Source organism: Paenibacillus thalictri, from assembly GCF_004307995.1.
Taxonomy (GTDB): Bacteria; Bacillota; Bacilli; order Paenibacillales; family NBRC-103111; genus Paenibacillus_AF; species Paenibacillus_AF thalictri.
The window spans coordinates 46748-65853 of record NZ_SIRE01000036.1; the positions used below are offsets into that span (position 1 = coordinate 46748).

Here is a 19106-nt window from a genome sequence, read left to right on the forward strand (position 1 = left end):
TAACAAATCCCGGCGTTCCATCAACGGAGCACCGGGATTTTTATATGGGTCAAGGCCGTTACTTATATTTGTCTATATAACGTTTGGGAAATTTCTTTCAGCTGGACGATTTCGCGGTCTACTTCCTTAGAGGAACTCATCTGCGCTTCACTGACGGCAAACAATTGCTCCATAGCAGCGACACTTTGCTGCGTAACGGCAGAAATACTGCCCACCTCGCCTGAAATCTTGGAGGAACTGAATTCGATCTGCGCGATGGACTCGTCCAGTTGAGTCATCAACTGAATGATCTGGTCCAAGTCCTGGTTCATCCGTTCAAACCCGGCTATCGTTTCCTGAGCTCTTGTCACCGACAGATCGGTTGCCTGCTTGCTTTCTTCAATCTGCTCCACCGAAAATGCGCTCTCCTCTTGAATCGTTGACAAAATCTCTTGAATATCTTGGGTAGCTCGGCTGCTGCGTTCCGCCAGCTTGCGAATTTCCGTGGCCACAACGGCAAACCCTTTGCCCTGCTCCCCGGCCCTTGCCGCTTCAATAGCGGCGTTAAGCGCCAGCAGATTGGTCTGGTTGGCGACCTCCTGGACGGTGGCGATAATGGTTTCTACCCGCTGGGCCGAATCGTTTAATGCCGATATGGTCGTTTTGACAGATTGGGTCACGTTAGCAACAAAGACGATCTGCTCGAACAACGTTTTCATACTGCGGTCATTATCCGAAACCATCGCTCCGCTCACTTCCGCCCGCTCCTTCATCTCCTTGGAGGCATAGGCCGTCTGGGCAATCATCCGGTTGATGCCTTGCAGATTATGCTCAATGCTGCCGATGGATTCGCTTTGCGCCTCCAGCCCGCCGGTGACTTCTCTAAACGACATGTTCATTTCTTCATTCATGCGAATCGTTGCTGCCGATTTTGCCGAAACGGTCACCGACGAGCGTTCCAGCTCATTAGAGAGGATCTTGACGCTATCCAGCACCTTAACCAGCCTTCCCTGCTTCTCTTCCCGATCCGTTTCCAACGCTCTTGTGATCTTCATTTTGGATATGATCTGCAGCGAGGTAGCCAGTGAGGTCAATATTAAGAAAACGGCGTGTACCGCCAGCATCATAAGTGAGACCGAAGTTCCGAACACTAGCTCCGGAAATAAAAAGAACCCCGCGATATGATGAACGGCAAACAATGAGGTCATCAGCATCACGAGTCGAATGTTGTCGTAATAGGCAATAGTCGCAATCACCATAAATATGGAAAAATGAAATTCCGTGCCGCCGCCGCTTCCGGCAATAATCGAGATACTGGAAAATGTCATTCCCGCCGCGATCAGGTAAGGAATAGCCGGGTGATCCTTTTGCATGCGGGCGTACAGGAACAAACAGCTCCCATAAAGCGCTGCCGGCACAATGAGCAATATGTTCAACACAACCGGGGACATGCCGGCGCTCGCATGCACCGTATGCAGTCCGGACGTATTGTGATAATCAAAAAGGCCAAATCCCCTTTCAAGAATGTGGACAATGAAACTTAAGAGCACAGCAAACAGCGATAACCAGAGCATAAGTCTGTTTTTTCTTGGGTGCATATGATCTTCCCCCTGCTTATGTACAATTCACTTTATATGATCGGCTATGTGTATAACCGTTGTTTGATGCGCTCCGCTCCACCCTTGTATCATCCATGATGATGGGAATCTTCTCGCCTCTGACCTATTATAATCGGGACTTGGCCTTAACGTCAGTACCTGCCAGCAAATTTGAGCGATTCTTTAGAAATTGGGCTGCCGCCAATCTGTACGGAAAAGGCTGTCCTTGTCCCAAAAGTGTCCGCATGTCGTTGAAATGTTGCGATTCTCAAACGAAAGGACCGCAGTTTCCACTATAAAAGCGGAGACCGCGGTCCTTTTATCGAAAAAATCGGTTCTACTAACTTATGATTCCGTTGGCGCCGCGGGAGGCTGCACCTGATCTGGCGTCGTGCGGGTTATCGTCCGCTCCTGCGGCTGCGTCAGCCGCTTCATCAACTGCCCGACATCGATGCCGCTGACGTCCTTAACCATCTCCGGCGCGGTAGCCATCAACGACGTGACGTAGTTGCTCACCCGGGCGGCTCCTTCTCCGTGACCGGTATCTACGACGGTCAGCTTGTCGATCGAGCGGATCGGATCGGCGATCCGTCCTGCAAGCTCCGGCAGCATCTTCACGATGATATCGAGCACGGCCGCTTCGCCGAACTTCTCGAACGCTTCGGCCAGCTTCTGCTTCGCTTCCGCTTCCGCCAGACCGCGCAGGCGTATGACTTCCGCTTCCGCCGTACCTTTGGCCCGCTCGGCATCCGCGATCGCCAAACCTTCCAGCCGCTTCTGTTCGGCCATCGCCCGCGCTTCGGCTTCAATGCGGTACTGATGCGCATCCGCTTCGCGCAATCGTTTGGCTTTCTCCGCTTCCGCCGCTTGCTCCACCGCATAACGGTCGGCGTCGGCTTTTTTCTTGACTTCGGAGTCGTATTGCTTCTCGCGGCGCAAAATTTCTTTCGCCTCCAGATCGATCTCCCGCTCCTTTCGCACCAACTCCACCTGCATCTGTTCTTCCACTACGCTTTGCTTGGAGCGAGCTTCTTGAATATAGTAAGCTTGGTCCGCTTCCGCCTTGGCCATGTCCTGGTCTTTTTTGAAAGAAGCGACTTTAAGCTCCTTCGCCTTTTGCGCTTCGGCAATGTTCGTATCCCTGAGCAACTCAGCTTTCTGGCCTTCTTCCTCAGCCCGCGCTTTCTGGATCCGGGCGTCCCGCACCGCTTCCGCTTGCGCAATGTCCGCATCCCGCTTAACGGCGGCAATACGCGGCTTACCCAAGGAATCCAAGTACCCGTTTTTGTCGCGAAGATCTTTAATTGTAAAAGAGACAATCTGCAGTCCCATTTTCTTCAAATCCTTCGCCGCGACACTCTGCACCTCTTGGGCGAATTTATCCCGGTTCCGGTATACTTCCTCCACGGTCATCGATCCGAGTATCGCACGCAAGTGCCCTTCCAGTACCTCCTGCGCTTCTCCTTTCAGCGCTTCCGTAGGCTTACCCATAAACTGCTCTGCCGCCGTAGCAACGTCCTCTACGGCTCCGCCGATCTTTATAATTGCCACGCCGTCGGCCATAACCGGAACGCCTTGCTCCGTGTATACTTCCGGAGTCGATACATCGAGCTTATGGGACAGCAGCGATAAAAATTGAGACTGCTGAAAAATCGGAAGAATGAACGCGCCTCCGCCCCGGACGATTTTAATTTTGCGTCCCGTGTCATCTGTCAGCACATTGCTCGATCCAAGAAACGAGCCGGTCACAATCATGGCCTCGTCCGGGCTGACCGTTTTGTACCGGGCCCAGAAGGCCAGGCCAAAAACAATAATAACTGCAACAACGACGATAGGAACAAATAACGCATCTGGTACCATCTGCACATCATCTCCTCTTTTCTAGTATCCTCACCAATTTCGTTAAAACAGGTAATTCCTATGCGTGCTGTTCAAACCGGGTGACATATACGACATGATCCTTCACCTCAACGGTGACGACCCTCGCCCCGGATTCAATTTCATCCCCGTCAAAACTTGCGGCGATCTGGTTCGTTCTTGTGCTGCCCAGAATAAAAATAACTTCGCCACAGCCTTGTGCAGGGACGGGAACGGAGATCTCGCCGATTTGCCCCACCAGGTCGTTCAGCGAGAACCCGATCGAGCTTTCGCTGCCGCGCATAGGTTTGACATACAGGAAGTACACAAGCGAAGACACGGCTATCGCACTTGCCGCCGATAACAGCACTACCGGCACCGCCGTAAACACGCTGTAACGGCTTAATAAAATGCCCGCGCCGCCAAACACCGTGATCCCTCCGAACAGCACCATCGGCTGCATGACGTGAAGATGGTCTCCCGACATAAAGTCGAGCATGCCATGCAGCGCATTGCTGAGCACATCGCCGAACAAGACGGTTGCAACCGCAACAAGCGCACCAACGGCCAAACAACTCCAATACAGCTCCAGCATATCAACACACCTCCACCTACTATTAAGACGGTTAATATTGTAAAAAGGTTGCACTTTAGCCGTATTAAATTTTTATTACAATAAAAAATCCGGATACTGCACGTCGGCGGCATCCGGAACGATGTTATTCTTTATCTTCAAGCGGGTAAAAAATCAAGTCAATCGGGAAAGCGGAGCCGGCCGGCGGAGAAAATTCAATATCCAGCGATTTCTCTTTACCGGTCGTTTTGGCTAAGATCTGCATGTTGTCAAACGGCGTCAGCACTCCCGATTCCGGGACAAGCCGGATTTCTCCGTTAATCTTGAACGGCCCCTTAAACACGCCGCCTTTGGCCAAAATCATGATCGCCATTTTACGCGGCTGGTCGGAGTGGATTTTGTATACAACCCCGTAGTTTCCGTCGTTGGTCACCTTCTGATTGCGCTGCGGGTCGAAGCCCGGCTGGAACGGATCGGATTTATTATCCCCAATCACAAGCCGCGACGGCTTCGTAAATGAGGTGGCGTCGATGTTCCAGTTCACCTGCGATACCGGGAAGGTGCCGCGCACATGGCCGGTAAACGGCAGCAGCGGCAATGTTTGCAGCGTAGTGGCCGTTATCGCATCGGTCGCAACAAACGACATCTGCAGCTCGCCGTCGGTTTCCACATCGTAGAACAGGTTAATGCCTTGACCCGGGTAGAAATCCGGGAACTGTTTGAAAATAAACGTTTGATTGACCGGCACGGTAAGCGACTCTTTGAGCGGATCATTCATCAGGAAATCTACCGTCGCTTCGTTGCCAATCAGATTCGCGTATACCGAAGGCCATACTTCGCCTTTGTTGGTCGTTTTGATCGTAACCGGTTTATTCGTCTTGTTGGTGGCCATAATCGCCAGCGTCAGCTTGTCCTTCGTCCCATTCACATGATCGGCGTACAGACGCGCCTTGCCGTTGATTTTATCCTGGTACAAGATACCCTTCTCCGTAAACTCCTCCGGACTGTCGCTGACGAGAACGGGGCGTGTGGCATCTGCGGTAGCCGACTTCGGCAGTTCGGGCAAATCCCAGAAATGCCCCCACAGCATGCTCCAGTCGGTCTTAATAAACGTTCCCGGCGGCTTCATGTAGATCGGATACTCAACCGCGCTCAAGAATTCCTTATCTTCAATCACAATATTGCGGGTGTATGTTTCGCTTTTATTGCCATGCCCGTCCGTAACGGTTAATGAAACGGGGTATGTGCCTGCCTGGAAGAACGCTTCTTGATTGCCGGTCCATTCGTATTTGGCGATGCCCTCGGCATCCGGATCATAACTTAAGTCAACATATTTGACCGGCTCGCCCATACGGTAAGATTCTTTGGCAAACGAAAACTTGGCGACCGGTTTGGACTGGTTGGTCGCTGTATTGTAAATCGAGGTTGGCGCCTTCGTATAAATAATATCTACACGTTTGAGCTCATCGTTATAGGTATAACGTGCGCCCATATAATCCGCAAGCCAAGTCAGCTTAACCATCAGCCTGCCGTTTACAATCGCCGCTACATCGTCGAATGGCGTCATCAATCCGTTAATCCACACCGACTTCTTATCCGCATTCAACACGATGTTGAAGCCTGGCGTAGCCATGGTAATGTCGCGCGATGTCTCGTTCCATTCCACCTTCATGCCCATCGTGTCGCCCAGAAATTTCGCCGGCACGAACATCTTATCCTTTAGGATCGTTGCAGGCGCATCCAACGTAACTTTCTCGCTGCCTACAAACGCATCCGCCTTATTGACGTACAATACAATATAGGTCGTACTGGATGAGACCGCCGCTTGAGCCGCTGGCATTCCATACATCAGCGTAAGCAAGCAAATAATCATGATGACCGACAATTCCCGCTTTAATTGTTTCACTACACTCTTCTCCTTAAGATCGGCACGTTTTATACGCGCTTCTATCTGTGGTCATGAAAAGCAAAAAGACAGCGTCCGACCTTTTTCTACTTTAACGACCCGCATTAATAGACGCGGTGTTATGAAAAAGGTTGCGCTGTCTTGAAGCTTTTCAGACATGAATAAAATGGCATTGGTCCAGCTAGAAAAAGCTTCCACAAGGAAGCTTTCCGGATGTCCTATTGATTCTCCAATTCCTCTTTGCTGACAAGTGCGACTAAAGCGTTTACAGCCTGATCTGAGTCCGAACCTTCCGCACTAATGTAAACTTCCGTACCTGTGCTAATCGCAAGGCTCATGATCCCCATGATGCTCTTCGCGTTTACTTTCTTCTCGTCTTTCTCTACAAAAATCTCCGAAGAAAACTTGTTCGCCTCTTGGACAAAGAGCGCCGCTGGTCTTGCATGAAGACCTGTTTTCAACTTCACGACAACTGGGCGTTTCGACATGCCGTATATACCCCCTACGTTACTTAAGTAGCTTTTGACAGATTAACTATATGCTTAGGTGCGTTTACCACGAATAAAGCGAATTTTCATCTATTATAGCATTTTTCCGAGCAATACACTAGAAAAAATGAGCTCAGACACAAAATTTTGCGGTTTTTAGAAAAATTTAAGGCTTTCGCAGCTTTTCCGCCAACTCGTCGATTTTTCTCAGCCGATGATTGACTCCCGATTTACTTACGGCTCCCTTAAGCATGTCGCCGACCTCTTTCAAATTCAAATCGGGGTACTTCAGTCGGATTTCCGCCACCTCCCGAAGTTTATCTGGTAAGTTGTGCAAACCGTATTCCTTCTGAATCAGCTTGATGTTATCAATCTGCCGGACAGCGGCCCCGATCGTCTTATTGAGATTTGCGGTTTCGCAGTTCACCAGCCGATTTACCGAGTTGCGCATATCTTTCATGATCCGGACGTCTTCAAACCGCAGCAGCGCTTGATGTGCCCCGATCAGGCTTAAGAACTCAATAATCCTCTCGCCTTCTTTAATATATAAAATAAAGCCCTTCTTCCGTTCGATGCAGCGGGCGTTCAAATCAAACTTGTTGACCAGATCGCACAGCGCCTTGCTGTGCTCCTCATAGCTGGATGCGATTTCGAGGTGATAGGAGGACCCTTCCGGATTATTTACCGAGCCCCCAGCCAGAAATGCGCCCCGCAAATACGATCTTTTGCAGCATGGGCTTTTAATAAGCTCCTTGTCGATACCGGGTGTAAACATGAAGCCCTCGGATACAATTTTCAAATCCGATAAAATTTCCTGTACCTTGCCGGGTACCCGCACGATGTAGACATTATTTTTTTTGAGCCGCATTTTCTTCCGGACAAGCAGCTCCGTATGCACTTCAAACTTCTTTTTCAGCAAAGAATAGATGCGCCGGGCGATAGCCGCGTTTTCCGTGGAAATGTCGAGCACAATCCTTTGATTGGACAGCTGAACCGTCCCGTTCATCCGGATGAGCGCAGCCAGCTCGGCTTTTTCGCAGCAGGCTTCCGCCTGGAATTGTGTAAGCTCTTTTTTCGTCTGAGCTGCGAAAGACACACGAATCACCCTTTCTTCAGCATCCAGCTCTCCACCAACTGGTAAATATGATGGCTTAATTTATCCGCATCGTGACGCAGGTAAGTGCGGAATAAAACAAGCTTGTCGGCGATGACCTTATACCCCTTCTTCGTCACCTCATCAAGATCGAGATGCACCACGCGAGCGCCTTTCTCGGCGTAACGGTCCTGTACCTGCGGCGGGATTTCCCCGTTGTTAACGATCACATAATCGAACAGATCGCATCCGACATGGTCCCGGACAGCCCGCAAATGATCGCTGACGGAGTAATTGTCCGTCTCTCCCGGCTGCGTCATGACATTGCAGATAAACACCTTCACCGCCTGCGATTCCATGATGGTCTGTGTAATTTGCGGAACAAGCAGGTTCGGGAGGATGCTTGTGTATAAGCTCCCCGGACCGACCAATATCGCATCGGCCTCCTGCAGTGCCTCCACCGCTTCCTGCAGCGGCGATACGTCCGGAGGATCGATAAACACACGTTTGATGGCGCCCCCGGCCAGCGGGATCTTAGACTCGCCCTCTACGATGTCGCCGCTTTCCATCTCCGCTTTCAGCACAATCGCATGGGAGGCGGCAGGCAGCACGCGCCCGCGCACGGCAAGCACACGGCTTAATTCCCGAACTCCGGTAGCAAAATCGCCGGAAATATCACACATTGCCGCCAACATTAGGTTGCCCAAACTATGGCCGGCTAAACCCGTACCGGCAGGAAATCGGTATTGGAGCGTCTGCGCGAGCAGCGGTTCCGCATCGGCGAGTGCGATCAGCACGTTGCGAATATCCCCCGGCGGCGGCATCTGCAGCTCGGAACGCAAAATGCCGGAACTGCCCCCGTCATCGGCCACGGTAACAATCGCCGTAATATCGATCGGGCGCTCCTTAAGACCACGCAGCATGACGGACAGTCCGGTGCCGCCGCCGATGACGACGACACGCGGCCGCCTTGGCTTACTTGGCGGCCGGCTCATTTCTTCACCTCGACTCGGTCGCGCTCGGCATCACGATGGCTCACCCGCACGATTTCGGTTTCGCTGCTGCCCAGCACCTTGCCCAAATATTCGGCAATCGCCACAGAGCGATGTTTGCCGCCCGTGCAGCCAATCCCTACAACCACCTGGCTTTTACCTTCCTTATGATACTGCGGCATTAGAAATTGCAGCAAATCGACAAGTTTCGTCAAAAACTCCTGCGTTTCGCCCCACTTCATCACGTACTCATATACATCCGAGTCCTGCCCCGTATTCGGGCGCAGCGCCTCCACATAATGCGGGTTCGGCAAAAAACGCACGTCAAAAATCAAGTCTGCGTCGATCGGCACGCCGTACTTAAAACCAAAAGAAATGACATTAATGGAAATGACGTTGGATTCGAGATTCGTAAACCGGTTCGTAATTTTCCCTTTCAGCTGCGCTGGCGCCAAACTGGAGGTGTCGATGACCTGTGTCGCCAGACCCTTCAGTTCCTCAAGCAGTCTCCGCTCCTGCTGAATACCTTCCAGCGGGGCTCCCTGCGGAGCCAGCGGATGCCTGCGGCGGCTTTCCTTATAACGCTGGACAAGCGTATTGTCCGTAGCGTCCAAGAACAGGATTTCGTAAGTAAGCGTGTAGTTCTCTTTCAAGTAACGCAACGATTCGGACAAGGAATCGAAAAATTCCCTGCCTCGAAGATCGATAACAAGCGCCACTTTGCCGATTCTGCCTTTCGATTGCTCGATCAGCTCGGCGAATTTGGGAATAAGCACGGGAGGAAGATTGTCGACGCAGAAAAAACCCATATCTTCTAGACTTTGCACGGCAATCGTTTTTCCCGCTCCCGACATGCCCGTGATAATAACCAGCTTGCCTAAAGAATGTATGTCTTCCATTGTCCGGTTCCCCCATTATTCAATGTGATAAGTCGGCGAGAAGCCCGAAGGGAGGGTGATGCGGATGAATATTTAGTCACGGGGTTAGCCATGCAGATTTAAGCCGGCTGCGCCGACAATCCCCGCATCGTTGCCCAAGATCGCCGGAACGATATCGACACCTTCGGTGGCCGCTTCTTGTGTAAACATATGAAAATATTTGCGAATCGCCTCAAACAGTATATCTCCGGCTTTCGAAACGCCGCCCCCAATGATATAGCGCTGCGGATTGACAATAACGGATACCAGCGCCATCGATTTACCGATGTACAGCGCCGCACGGTCGATGATGCGAAGCGCAACCTCGTCGCCCGATTTGGCCGCGTCAAATACGTCCTTAGCCATAATATTCGGCACAAGCGCCAGCGATGTATGATCGCCGCGTTCTACGGCTTCCTTCGCCATCCGAATGATGCCGGTTGCCGAAGAAACCGTCTCCAGGCAGCCCTTCTTGCCGCAGCCGCACTCAATGGCTTCAATGTCCGGTACAATCATCATATGTCCGAGTTCGCCGCCCATACCTGTGAAACCTTGCACAACGTGCTTGTTAAAAATAATGCCGCCCCCGACGCCTGTGCCCAGCGTATAACATACAACGATCGGCACGTCTTTGCCCGCTCCGCTCCACGCTTCTCCAAGCGCAGCCACGTTGGCGTCATTGTCTATTTTTACGGTTTTACCGAGCTTTTCTTCCAATATTTGTTTCACCGGCACGTTGCGCCAGCCTAGATTAGGAGATAATTTGATGAAGCCTTGGGGGATGTCCATAAAACCTGCAATGCCCGCGCCAATGCCCGCAATCTGCTCCCATTCGTATGGCGATTCGGCCACCAGCTTGCGCACATATTGTGCGATGTTCTCGAGCACCACTTCGGAGCCGTGTTCGGTCCCTGTCGGTCCTTCGTAGGTTTGCAGCAGATTACCGCCTTCATCGCAAATACCTACTTTAATGGTGGTTCCACCCAAGTCAACCCCAACAAAAATCTTTTCTCCCATGACAATGGTCACCTCATACATAATAATCGCGTAGTACTCCATTACCAACTATAAGCTTAAGATTTGGGGCAGTCAAGATAACTTCCTGAAAACGCCAGCGGCGCCACCGCACAAATCTGGAAAGTTCTGTTTAATCTGCTCGCTGCCGCAGCCGATGCTCTTTCGTAAACCACAGACGGTAGCTGACTAAAGCGAGCAAAATGCTGGTCATCGCCGCGGAGGAGGACAACACAAACATAATCAAAATTTGGTAGCGCACAGCCTCCACCGGGCTGGCTCCGGCTACAATCATACCCGTCATCATTCCCGGCAGCTGCACAAGGCCAACCGTCTTCATGCCGTCGATGGTCGGGATCATGCTGAATTTGACCGAACGTTTAAGCGACTCGTGAATGGCCTGCCGGGGTGTAGCGCCAAGGGCCAGCAGCGCTTCGATCTCCCCTGAAACCGACTGAACCTCGCGGTTCATCTGATTGATGAACAATCCCGAAACAATCATCGCCGAGCCGATCGTAATACCGCTGATCGGAATCATATATTGCGGCGTCCATTCGATAATCCGGAGGCCTAGAAGCAGCCCCATCGTCATCAACTCGGTTACTGTGATGGCGAGCGCAATTCGCCAGCGGATGCCGGGCAGCCCTTTTCCCCTCATACCGGCATTCCAGGCGGCAACCGTAATCATGACCGCAACAATCAATACCAGCAGCAGCGGCTGTTCCGTTGAAAAAACAAACTGCAGCACATATCCGACCGCCAGAAGCTGAACGGCCGAGCGGATCGTGCCAACCGCAATATCCTTCTCCAAACCAAGCTTCTGCCATAACGACACACACATGGTAATGACAACAAATACAAGCGTAAAGCCTAACGCCAATGCGGACATCGGTTTTCTCTCCCACTTAAGAAAACTATACTCCTTATAGATGCCATCCCTTTCCTGCAATAGCCGCATTCATAAAAAATATTCACCCGTTTACTTTCGTCGGACAGACTCCTAGTGCCGGCCTGCCGCTTGCAGAAACCTCCGAGCCTTCTCCGTAGCCGGCTGTTCAAAAAACTCATTTGTCTCCGCATCTTCGCATAACACCCTGTCGGCCATAAACCAGATACGCTGGCTGACGGCACGCGCTTCATCCAGATCATGCGTCACCCAGATCATGGTGCACGATTCTTTGGCCTGCCATGCCGTAAGCAGCCGCTGGACAGCCCGTTTGCTGTGCGCATCCAGCGAGGAAGTCGTTTCATCGAGCAGGTATAAGGGCGCCCTGAGCAGCAACGAGCGAATCAGCGCAACCCGCTGCTTTTCTCCCCCGGATAAATCACCGGCCCGCTTGCCCCAGTCCATACCGGATAGTCCCAGCTCGCCCATCAACTCTCTCGCCAATTCTTGGTCGAAGCTGTGCTTATGAAGGCGGCTTGCTGCCTTCAGGTTATCCTCCACCGTACCCGGCAGCATCACCGGCTGCTGAGCGACGTAGCAGGCTTGCATCCGCCATTCCTTGGGCACCCAAGCGCTTGCCGGAGTTCCGTGCAGATGAAGTTCCCCTTCATCGGGGACATCCAGCATGGCCATCATCCGCAGCAGCGTGCTTTTTCCTTGTCCGGAAGCGCCAAGCAGCGCGATCGATTGCGGCTCGTCAATCTGCGCACTCACATTGGCAAACAAAATAGGCCGTTCCCCTTGAGGCAATATTTTGGTCAACTGCTGCAGCTTTAATATCGAGGTCACCGCTCACTTTCCCCCGTTCTAGAATACGGCAAAAAACAGGCTGCCTTCGCAGGACGCGAAAACAGCCTGTCATCTTGTATAGGTTACAATGCTTGGCTCCAGTCATGCACGGGTTGTTCCTCCAGGAACTTCTCGCAATCGAGCGCCGCCATACAGCCGCTGCCCGCAGCGGTAATCGCCTGACGGTAACGGTGATCCTGAACGTCGCCACAAGCGAATACGCCCGGAATGTTCGTTTCGGTCGTACCCGGCTTTACAATCAGATAGCCGGTTTCATCCATTTCGAGCTGGCCGCCGAGAAACTTCGTGTTTGGCGTATGGCCGATCGCCACAAACAAACCGTCGGTTTCCAAAATTTCTTCTTCGCCGGTTTCGTTGTTTTTCACTTTCAGGCCGGTTACGCCTTTATCGCCGGACAAAACTTCAAGCGGAGTGTTGTTTAAGCTCCACGTAATCTTCGGATTTTGACGAGCGCGGTCCTGCATGATTTTGGAAGCGCGAAGTTCGCCGCGGCGGTGCACAAGGCGCACTTCCGTCGCAAACTTAGTCAGGAAGTGAGCTTCTTCCATCGCGGAGTCGCCGCCGCCGACCACAATAATCTTTTTGCCGCGGAAGAAAAATCCGTCACACGTTGCGCAGGTGCTAACGCCGCGTCCGACGCTTTCTTTCTCGTTGGGAATGCCGAGATATTTAGCCGATGCACCGGTCGAGATGATGATCGATTCCGCTTCCAGCACTTCGCCGCCTTCGATGGTCAGCTTAAACGGGCGTTGCGACATATCCACGCTGTTCACCCATCCGGTACGGAACTGAGCGCCGAAGCGTTCGGCTTGCTTACGCATATTATCCATCAATTCGGGCCCCATGATGCCTTCTGGAAAACCCGGAAAATTTTCAACTTCCGTTGTTGTTGTCAGCTGTCCGCCCGGTTCGGGCCCCTCGATGACAAGCGGGTTCAGGTTCGCACGGGCCAAGTAAATTGCAGCGGTAAGTCCCGACGGTCCGGTCCCGATAATAATAGCCTTATGCATAGTGCTCCTCCTCCTGTGTAAAGAAGCTGCACAGCACCTTCTTTAGAATTATTCTTTTTTAATATTATCTCTCATTTATCTGAATTTGTCTACAGTTCCGGATCGTGATTTTCCAGCGCGGGCAGCTTGGCAAAAATCGCAGTCATTTTCTGCTTTAAGCCGCAGGCCTCGTCGATCGCCTTGACATTTTTGCTGATGGTCGCCACAGACGCCCCGTAACGCAGAGCCACCTCTTGATAGGATACGGCACGGCGGTGCATTTTAGCCGTCAAATATTCAAGCGCCGCCGCCCAGCCTTCAATCTTGGTGATCTTCGGCGTGTTCGGATATACACGTGACAGATATTCCACCCACAGCGTTTCGAGATCGTATTGCTGAACCATATCGTAGCGTTTATTCATTTGCCGGATCGCCGTATCCATGACCTGCTGCCACTTGTTTTCCCAGACCGGCAGATTTTGCGAAAATGGCGACATCGGCACCGTCATCCGTTTGTTGTCGATCACCGCGGTCACCGGACCTTCGACGCCGATGCTGCGGAGAACGAATATCGCTATTTTCTTCAAATAATCGTCTTCTTCGGGTTCTATAATAAACTCAAGCAAGGCGTCCTTCACTTCGTTATCCGCAATCAGACTGAACGCTTGAATTACTTGCAGCTTCGTATCGGTATCTCCATGCCGCAGCGCCCAGAAAAAAGACGAGCGCACCAGCGGGTCCCGCGTCAATTGCTCCGGAATGCCGTCGCCGGTTTTATCCAGCAAACGGAACTGCTCTTCAAACGGCAGATGATAATGGTAACTTATCATCGGCTTGATGTCTTCAACAAAGCTGCGGCGCAGCTGATTCAGGAAAAACTTCGGAATCTCCGAACCCGGATCCAGCTTCTCCGCTTGCTTCCACAAACGCTCCGCTTCGTTTAGGCGTTTGGTGTTGAACGCTGCTACAGCGGCATAATGGTATAGACACGGATCCTGGCCGGCTTCACCGGTCTTGAGCAGCCTTTTAAACAATCTCAACGCCGATTCATGCTCGCCCAAAATCCCCATGGTCGTTGCTAGCTTAAATGTATGATCTTGATGATACGGGTACGTTTTGCGGAGCAGTCCGAGCAGACCGGACAGTTTCTCCTTATCGCCGAAGTGCTGATAGAAGATGGCCAGATTGCATAACGCATGCAAATTGCCCGGATCCAACTCAAGCACCTGTTTGATCATATCGACCGATTTCTCAAAATACCCCATATAATAATAAGCCAGCGCCAAGTTGTTGCGCGCGGCCGTAAAGTCCGGATGTTTCTTAACCAGCTTCTCCATGATGCGGACAGCTTCTGCGAACTTGCCTTCCTCCAGCAAAGCCCGCGCTTTGTCATGTTCAAACAAGCCTTCGCGGCTCTTAATGCCGTTTAGTTTGGTCGGACGCTCGAGCTCGTAGCTGAGCAGCTCGATCATTTCCTCGGCTTCCTCCAAGAACTGTCCGGCCGGATCATTCTCTAAATAATGCACAATCGCGTTCTCGGCCGATTCGAAGTTTTCCATATTGGCGAAGTTATTGGCCATATAGAAATAACATTCGGTCATCGTCGGGTCGATCGTGTCGAGCACCTGCTGCAAAATCCGGTTCGATTCTTCGTAATTGCCCATTTCCGAGAGCAGCCCTGCCAAGTTGCAGTGATTCACCGGATTCTCCGGCTCAAATTCCGCCGCGCGGCGGAAATATTTCAATGCCTTATCATAATGATACCGGTCGAGCGATTGCACGGCCCTTTCGAAAAAAAACGTGGCATCCATGTTAAGTGAAATGATCTTCTGTTTTCCGATTTTCGCCACCTGCTTTTTCTTTTCCATATGGTAAGGCACCTCCATTTCTGCTCTCGAAACTGTCATTTCTTAATGTCAACTTACACGCCGCCGTATTTGAACAGTTTGCTGATGCTGCCGCCGTCCACAATAATCCGCACCGCATTGGAAAGCAGTCCCGCTACACTTAACACCTTAAAGCGCGGGGAATGGTCTTCCGGTATTGCGATCGAGTCGGTGATAATGACCTCGCGAATGTTCGGATGATCCAGCCGCTGCAGCGCCGGTCCGGAGAACACGGGATGGCTGGCGAGAATAAACACATCGTTGGCGCCGCGCTCCTTCAAGCCTTCCACTACGTTGACGATGGTCGTGCCCGTATCGATCAAGTCCTCGATAATGACTGGCGTACGGCCTTCCACATCACCGATAACGTGAGTGACAACCGCTTCGTTATGCGCGTAGCGCTTCTTGAACATCATAGCAATCGGTGCGTGCAGGATGTTAGCCAGGTTCTCCGCGCGGGTCACGCCGCCGGCATCCGGAGACACGACGACCAGGTCGTCAATGTTTTTATTTTTGATATAATCGCTTAGCAGATCTTGTGCTGTCAGATGATCTACCGGAATGTTATAGAAACCTTGAATAGCCGGCGCATGCAAATCAATCGTCATCACGCGGTCTGCGCCTGCCGTTGTCAGCAGATCGGCGACCAGCTTGGCGGAAATCGGCTCACGCGGGGCCGCTTTACGCTCTTGTCGGGAGTAACCGTAATAAGGCAAAACCAGATTGATAGTCCGGGCTGAAGCTCTTTTCGCCGCATCCATCATCACCAGCAGTTCCATGAGGTGCTCGTTGATCGGATGAGAAAACGTTTGTACGAGAAATACGTCACAATTACGTATCGTCTCTTCATAGTGACAATAAATTTCTCCGCTTTTGAAACGGGAAAGCTTGATTTGGCCAAGCTTAACGTTTAACTGCTCACAAATTTTTTCAGCGAGTCGCGGGTTGGAAGAACCCGAAAAAATCTTTAATTTGCCGGTATCCATGGTTACCTCCGAAAACGATTGGGTTTAGTTATAAGCAGCCTTCCTCAGGCCGCGAAACAAATCTCTACGATGCCATAATGTCCATTCTCATTATACATGAAAAAATACGATTCCAATAGGTTCGAGTGTGCGTATCCGGCTGGAAATGTGGCTAAATTGTTAATTCACTTGCCACCTGCTACACAGTATTCCATATTCTTGACGGCCGGAAACATCGCCTCTCCAATTTGTTGCTTTGCAGCCCAATGCCGCTGTGTGTACGCGCAGCAAGGGCATTGGATGACACGGACGGCTGCCGCCCATTCTTGTCTCCATGCCCTTAACCCGCCCTGCATTCCATGAAAATGAACCCGAGAGCCCCGCCCTTACGGCTGGCTATTTTTTATGCCGGCTGCCCAGCTCGCGCATTACATCGTCAAGCGGCAGCTGCTGCTCGCGCAGCAGCACCAGCAAGTGGTACAGCAGATCGCTGGCTTCGTAACGCAGCTCGTCGTGGCTGCGGTTTTTGGCGGCGATAATGACCTCGGCGGTTTCTTCGCCGACTTTTTTCAAAATTTTGTCGACGCCTTTTTCAAAAAGATACGTCGTATATGCGCCTTCCGGACGCTCGGCGTCGCGCTGAGCAATCAGCGCCTCAAGCTCCCCGAGAATCGCAAACCGGTTGCCTTGCACCGGGCTCGCGTTATCCGCCGCCGATGCCGCTTCCTTGGAGAAGCAGCTGTAATCGCCGGTATGGCATGCCGGACCTGTCTGCTCCACAAGGACAAGCAGCGTATCGCCGTCGCAATCGTATTTGATCGAGCGCACTTTCTGAATGTGCCCGGACGTAGCCCCTTTGTGCCACAGCTCGCTGCGGGAACGGCTCCAGAACCAGGTTTCCCCGGACTCTGCCGTCAGCTTAAGCGACTCGGCATTCATGTAGGCGAGCATCAATACTTCCTTGCTGACCGCATCCTGAACGACTGCAGGCACAAGACCCTGCGCATCCCATTTGATCGCCTGCTCCAGCTCCGACCACTCTTGTTTCAACGACAATTGTTCTGTCATCTGATCTCGACTCCCTTCTGTTTCAGCTCGTTTTTAACCCCTTGAATCGTTAATTCCTTATAATGGAAGATGGTTGCCGCAAGACCTGCATCGGCTTTGCCTTCGGCAAACACATCGTAGAAATGCGCTTCATTGCCCGCCCCGCCGGAGGCGATCACGGGAATGCCCACCTCGCTCGATACCGCACGGGTCAGCGGAATGTCGAAGCCGTCTTTGGTGCCGTCAGCGTCCATGCTCGTCAGCAGCAGTTCGCCCGCGCCCAGCGCCTCGGCCCGCTTCGCCCACTCCAGCGCTTTGATCCCAGTGGCGTTGCGTCCACCGTGAGTGTACACTTCCCATTCGCCCCACTCTTTGTTAAAACGGGCGTCAATCGCCACCACGATGCATTGCGCGCCGAATTTGCGGGAGCCGTCGGAAATCAGCTGCGGATTTTTCACCGCAGCAGTGTTGATGCCGATTTTGTCCGCGCCCGCACGCAGCAGCCGCTTCATATCGTCCGTGCTGGAGATGCCGCCGCCCACGGTAAACGGGATCGTGATTTCGCCGGCCGTCTTTTTGACCACTTCCACCATCGTCGCCCGGCCTTCGTATGAGGCCGAAATATCAAGGAACACCAGCTCGTCGGCGCCCTCGCGGTCATAAATTGCGGCAAGCTCCACCGGATCGCCCGCATCCCGCAAATTGACGAAGTTGACGCCTTTGACAACACGGCCGTCCTTCACGTCCAGACACGGAATAATTCGTTTTGCTAACATGGCTTTACATCCCCTTTACAGTGCCGCCTCTTGCCCTGCTCCCACCTCGCAGAGGCTCAAAAAATTACCGAGCAGGCGCATGCCGACGCTGCCGCTTTTCTCCGGGTGAAACTGCATGCCGTACACATTGCCTCGCCCGACAATCGCCGTAACCGGCTGGTAATAATCCGTAACCGCAAGCAAATCCGAAGCCACTTCGGGCAAAGCGTGGAACGAATGCACAAAATAGACGTGCCCTTCTTCCAGCTCCCGGAACAGAGGGTTGCTTTGTTTGAATTCGAGCTTGTTCCAGCCCATATGCGGGATTTTGTAGCTGCCCTGAAAACGGACCACACGCCCCGGCAGCAGGTTCAGCCCCTGATGCGCGCCATGCTCCTCGCTTTCCGCGAACAGCAGCTGCATGCCAAGGCATATCCCCAGCAGCGGCTTGCCCGTGGCTGCATAGTCACGCACCGTCTCGGTAAGGCCTGTGGCATTGAGATTATCCATCGCATCGCCAAAAGCGCCGACTCCCGGCAAAATCGCCCCGGACGCGCTCATGATCCGCTGCGGGTCGCTGGTCACAACCGCTTCGTAGCCCAGCCGCTCCACCGCCATGCTGACGCTGTGCAGATTGCCCATCCCGTAGTCGATAATCGCGATCATGCTACAGCACTCCCTTCGTCGAAGGAACGCCTTTCACGCGCGGATCGATGCTGGTTGCTTCGTCCAAAGCGCGTCCGAGCGCTTTGAATACCGCTTCGATCATATGGTGCGTATTATGGCCGTAATGCACGATCACGTGCAGCGTAATACGCGCTTCCAGCGCAAACTTCCACAAGAACTCGTGCACCATTTCAGTGGAGAACGTGCCTACTTGCGCGGAAGGGTACTCCGCACGGTATTCCAGATGCGGCCGGTTCGAAATATCGATGGCGACCTGCGCCAGCGCTTCGTCCATCGGCAGGAACACATTGGCGTAACGTTTGATCCCCTTCTTGTCGCCGAGCGCTTCACGCAAGCACTGGCCAAGGCAGATGCCGATGTCCTCGACCGTATGGTGGTCGTCGACATGCACGTCGCCGTCCGCATCCACTTTCAAGTCAAAATGTCCGTGCTTCGTAAACAGATCCAACATATGATTCATGAACGGTACGTCCGTGGCGATTTCCGAGATGCCACTGCCGTCGACCTGAAAAGACAGCTTGATATCCGTTTCGCCTGTTTTCCGCTCAATGCTGGCCGAGCGGCCTTCTGCTGTTCCGGTTCCCGACAAGGTTGTGCCGAAAC

At 52.5% G+C, this 19106-nt stretch carries 18 protein-coding genes; all 18 read right to left on the bottom strand.

Features of this window, described 5'->3' with window-relative positions:
• Window positions 1-62 precede the first annotated feature (62 nt).
• Entirely contained in the window at window positions 63-1577 is a 1515-nt protein-coding gene (locus EYB31_RS35175) for a methyl-accepting chemotaxis protein (protein ID WP_131018262.1), read from the bottom strand.
• Between the two features lie 345 nt (window positions 1578-1922).
• Entirely contained in the window at window positions 1923-3437 is a 1515-nt protein-coding gene (locus EYB31_RS35180; protein WP_131018302.1) for a flotillin family protein, read from the bottom strand.
• 58 nt (window positions 3438-3495) lie between these two features.
• Complete coding sequence (locus tag EYB31_RS35185; RefSeq protein WP_131018263.1) at window positions 3496-4029, bottom strand: NfeD family membrane protein; 534 nt, start codon at window positions 4027-4029, stop codon at window positions 3496-3498.
• Window positions 4030-4153: 124 nt separating this feature from the next.
• Window positions 4154-5914: a stalk domain-containing protein gene (locus EYB31_RS35190; RefSeq protein WP_131018264.1), complete on the bottom strand. Its 1761-nt coding sequence runs from the start codon at window positions 5912-5914 to the stop codon at window positions 4154-4156.
• 218 nt (window positions 5915-6132) lie between these two features.
• The gene (locus tag EYB31_RS35195) at window positions 6133-6402 is read right to left on the bottom strand and encodes an HPr family phosphocarrier protein (RefSeq protein ID WP_131018265.1); all 270 of its coding nucleotides are present in this window, start codon (window positions 6400-6402) and stop codon (window positions 6133-6135) included.
• 166 nt (window positions 6403-6568) lie between these two features.
• A complete protein-coding gene (gene whiA / locus EYB31_RS35200; RefSeq protein ID WP_131018266.1) occupies window positions 6569-7498 on the bottom strand; it encodes a DNA-binding protein WhiA in 930 nt (309 codons plus the stop codon).
• 5 nt (window positions 7499-7503) lie between these two features.
• Window positions 7504-8490: a gluconeogenesis factor YvcK family protein gene (locus tag EYB31_RS35205; protein WP_131018267.1), complete on the bottom strand. Its 987-nt coding sequence runs from the start codon at window positions 8488-8490 to the stop codon at window positions 7504-7506.
• Window positions 8487-9386 (bottom strand): RNase adapter RapZ, encoded by a 900-nt coding sequence (gene rapZ / locus EYB31_RS35210; RefSeq protein WP_131018268.1) that lies wholly within the window; start codon window positions 9384-9386, stop codon window positions 8487-8489. Before rapZ ends, EYB31_RS35205 begins: the two co-directional genes overlap by 4 nt.
• A gap of 84 nt (window positions 9387-9470) precedes the next feature.
• Entirely contained in the window at window positions 9471-10421 is a 951-nt protein-coding gene (locus EYB31_RS35215) for an ROK family glucokinase (RefSeq protein ID WP_131018269.1), read from the bottom strand.
• Between the two features lie 130 nt (window positions 10422-10551).
• Window positions 10552-11307, bottom strand: coding sequence for an ABC transporter permease (locus EYB31_RS35220; protein ID WP_131018270.1), 756 nt, complete (start codon window positions 11305-11307; stop codon window positions 10552-10554).
• Window positions 11308-11418: 111 nt separating this feature from the next.
• The gene (locus EYB31_RS35225; RefSeq protein WP_131018271.1) at window positions 11419-12153 is read right to left on the bottom strand and encodes an ABC transporter ATP-binding protein; all 735 of its coding nucleotides are present in this window, start codon (window positions 12151-12153) and stop codon (window positions 11419-11421) included.
• An 83-nt stretch (window positions 12154-12236) separates the two neighbouring features.
• On the bottom strand, window positions 12237-13184 hold the full coding sequence (gene trxB / locus EYB31_RS35230; protein ID WP_131018272.1) for a thioredoxin-disulfide reductase: 948 nt from the start codon (window positions 13182-13184) through the stop codon (window positions 12237-12239).
• A gap of 89 nt (window positions 13185-13273) precedes the next feature.
• Complete coding sequence (locus EYB31_RS35235) at window positions 13274-15031, bottom strand: tetratricopeptide repeat protein (RefSeq protein ID WP_131018273.1); 1758 nt, start codon at window positions 15029-15031, stop codon at window positions 13274-13276.
• A gap of 53 nt (window positions 15032-15084) precedes the next feature.
• The gene (locus tag EYB31_RS35240) at window positions 15085-16035 is read right to left on the bottom strand and encodes a ribose-phosphate diphosphokinase (RefSeq protein ID WP_131018274.1); all 951 of its coding nucleotides are present in this window, start codon (window positions 16033-16035) and stop codon (window positions 15085-15087) included.
• A 375-nt stretch (window positions 16036-16410) separates the two neighbouring features.
• Window positions 16411-17082, bottom strand: a complete 672-nt coding sequence (hisIE, locus tag EYB31_RS35245; RefSeq protein ID WP_131018275.1) for a bifunctional phosphoribosyl-AMP cyclohydrolase/phosphoribosyl-ATP diphosphatase HisIE — start codon at window positions 17080-17082, stop codon at window positions 16411-16413.
• Entirely contained in the window at window positions 17079-17837 is a 759-nt protein-coding gene (gene hisF, locus EYB31_RS35250; protein ID WP_131018276.1) for an imidazole glycerol phosphate synthase subunit HisF, read from the bottom strand. The genes hisIE and hisF overlap by 4 nt, the downstream gene beginning before the upstream one ends.
• A 15-nt stretch (window positions 17838-17852) precedes the next feature.
• The gene (gene hisH / locus EYB31_RS35255; RefSeq protein WP_131018277.1) at window positions 17853-18482 is read right to left on the bottom strand and encodes an imidazole glycerol phosphate synthase subunit HisH; all 630 of its coding nucleotides are present in this window, start codon (window positions 18480-18482) and stop codon (window positions 17853-17855) included.
• Between the two features lies 1 nt (window position 18483).
• On the bottom strand, window positions 18484-19092 hold the full coding sequence (gene hisB, locus EYB31_RS35260) for an imidazoleglycerol-phosphate dehydratase HisB (protein ID WP_240763173.1): 609 nt from the start codon (window positions 19090-19092) through the stop codon (window positions 18484-18486).
• Window positions 19093-19106: the final 14 nt, after the last annotated feature.

Coding starts and splice junctions, on each gene's coding strand:
- EYB31_RS35175 (WP_131018262.1), bottom strand. CDS start 1,577: ATGCACCCAAGAAAAAACAGACTTATGCTCTGGTTATCGCTGTTTGCT.
- EYB31_RS35180 (WP_131018302.1), bottom strand. CDS start 3,437: ATGGTACCAGATGCGTTATTTGTTCCTATCGTCGTTGTTGCAGTTATT.
- EYB31_RS35185 (WP_131018263.1), bottom strand. CDS start 4,029: ATGCTGGAGCTGTATTGGAGTTGTTTGGCCGTTGGTGCGCTTGTTGCG.
- EYB31_RS35195 (WP_131018265.1), bottom strand. CDS start 6,402: ATGTCGAAACGCCCAGTTGTCGTGAAGTTGAAAACAGGTCTTCATGCA.
- EYB31_RS35205 (WP_131018267.1), bottom strand. CDS start 8,490: ATGAGCCGGCCGCCAAGTAAGCCAAGGCGGCCGCGTGTCGTCGTCATC.
- rapZ (WP_131018268.1), bottom strand. CDS start 9,386: ATGGAAGACATACATTCTTTAGGCAAGCTGGTTATTATCACGGGCATG.
- EYB31_RS35215 (WP_131018269.1), bottom strand. CDS start 10,421: ATGGGAGAAAAGATTTTTGTTGGGGTTGACTTGGGTGGAACCACCATT.
- EYB31_RS35220 (WP_131018270.1), bottom strand. CDS start 11,307: ATGTCCGCATTGGCGTTAGGCTTTACGCTTGTATTTGTTGTCATTACC.
- trxB (WP_131018272.1), bottom strand. CDS start 13,184: ATGCATAAGGCTATTATTATCGGGACCGGACCGTCGGGACTTACCGCT.
- EYB31_RS35235 (WP_131018273.1), bottom strand. CDS start 15,031: ATGGAAAAGAAAAAGCAGGTGGCGAAAATCGGAAAACAGAAGATCATT.
- EYB31_RS35240 (WP_131018274.1), bottom strand. CDS start 16,035: ATGGATACCGGCAAATTAAAGATTTTTTCGGGTTCTTCCAACCCGCGA.
- hisIE (WP_131018275.1), bottom strand. CDS start 17,082: ATGACAGAACAATTGTCGTTGAAACAAGAGTGGTCGGAGCTGGAGCAG.
- hisF (WP_131018276.1), bottom strand. CDS start 17,837: ATGTTAGCAAAACGAATTATTCCGTGTCTGGACGTGAAGGACGGCCGT.
- hisH (WP_131018277.1), bottom strand. CDS start 18,482: ATGATCGCGATTATCGACTACGGGATGGGCAATCTGCACAGCGTCAGC.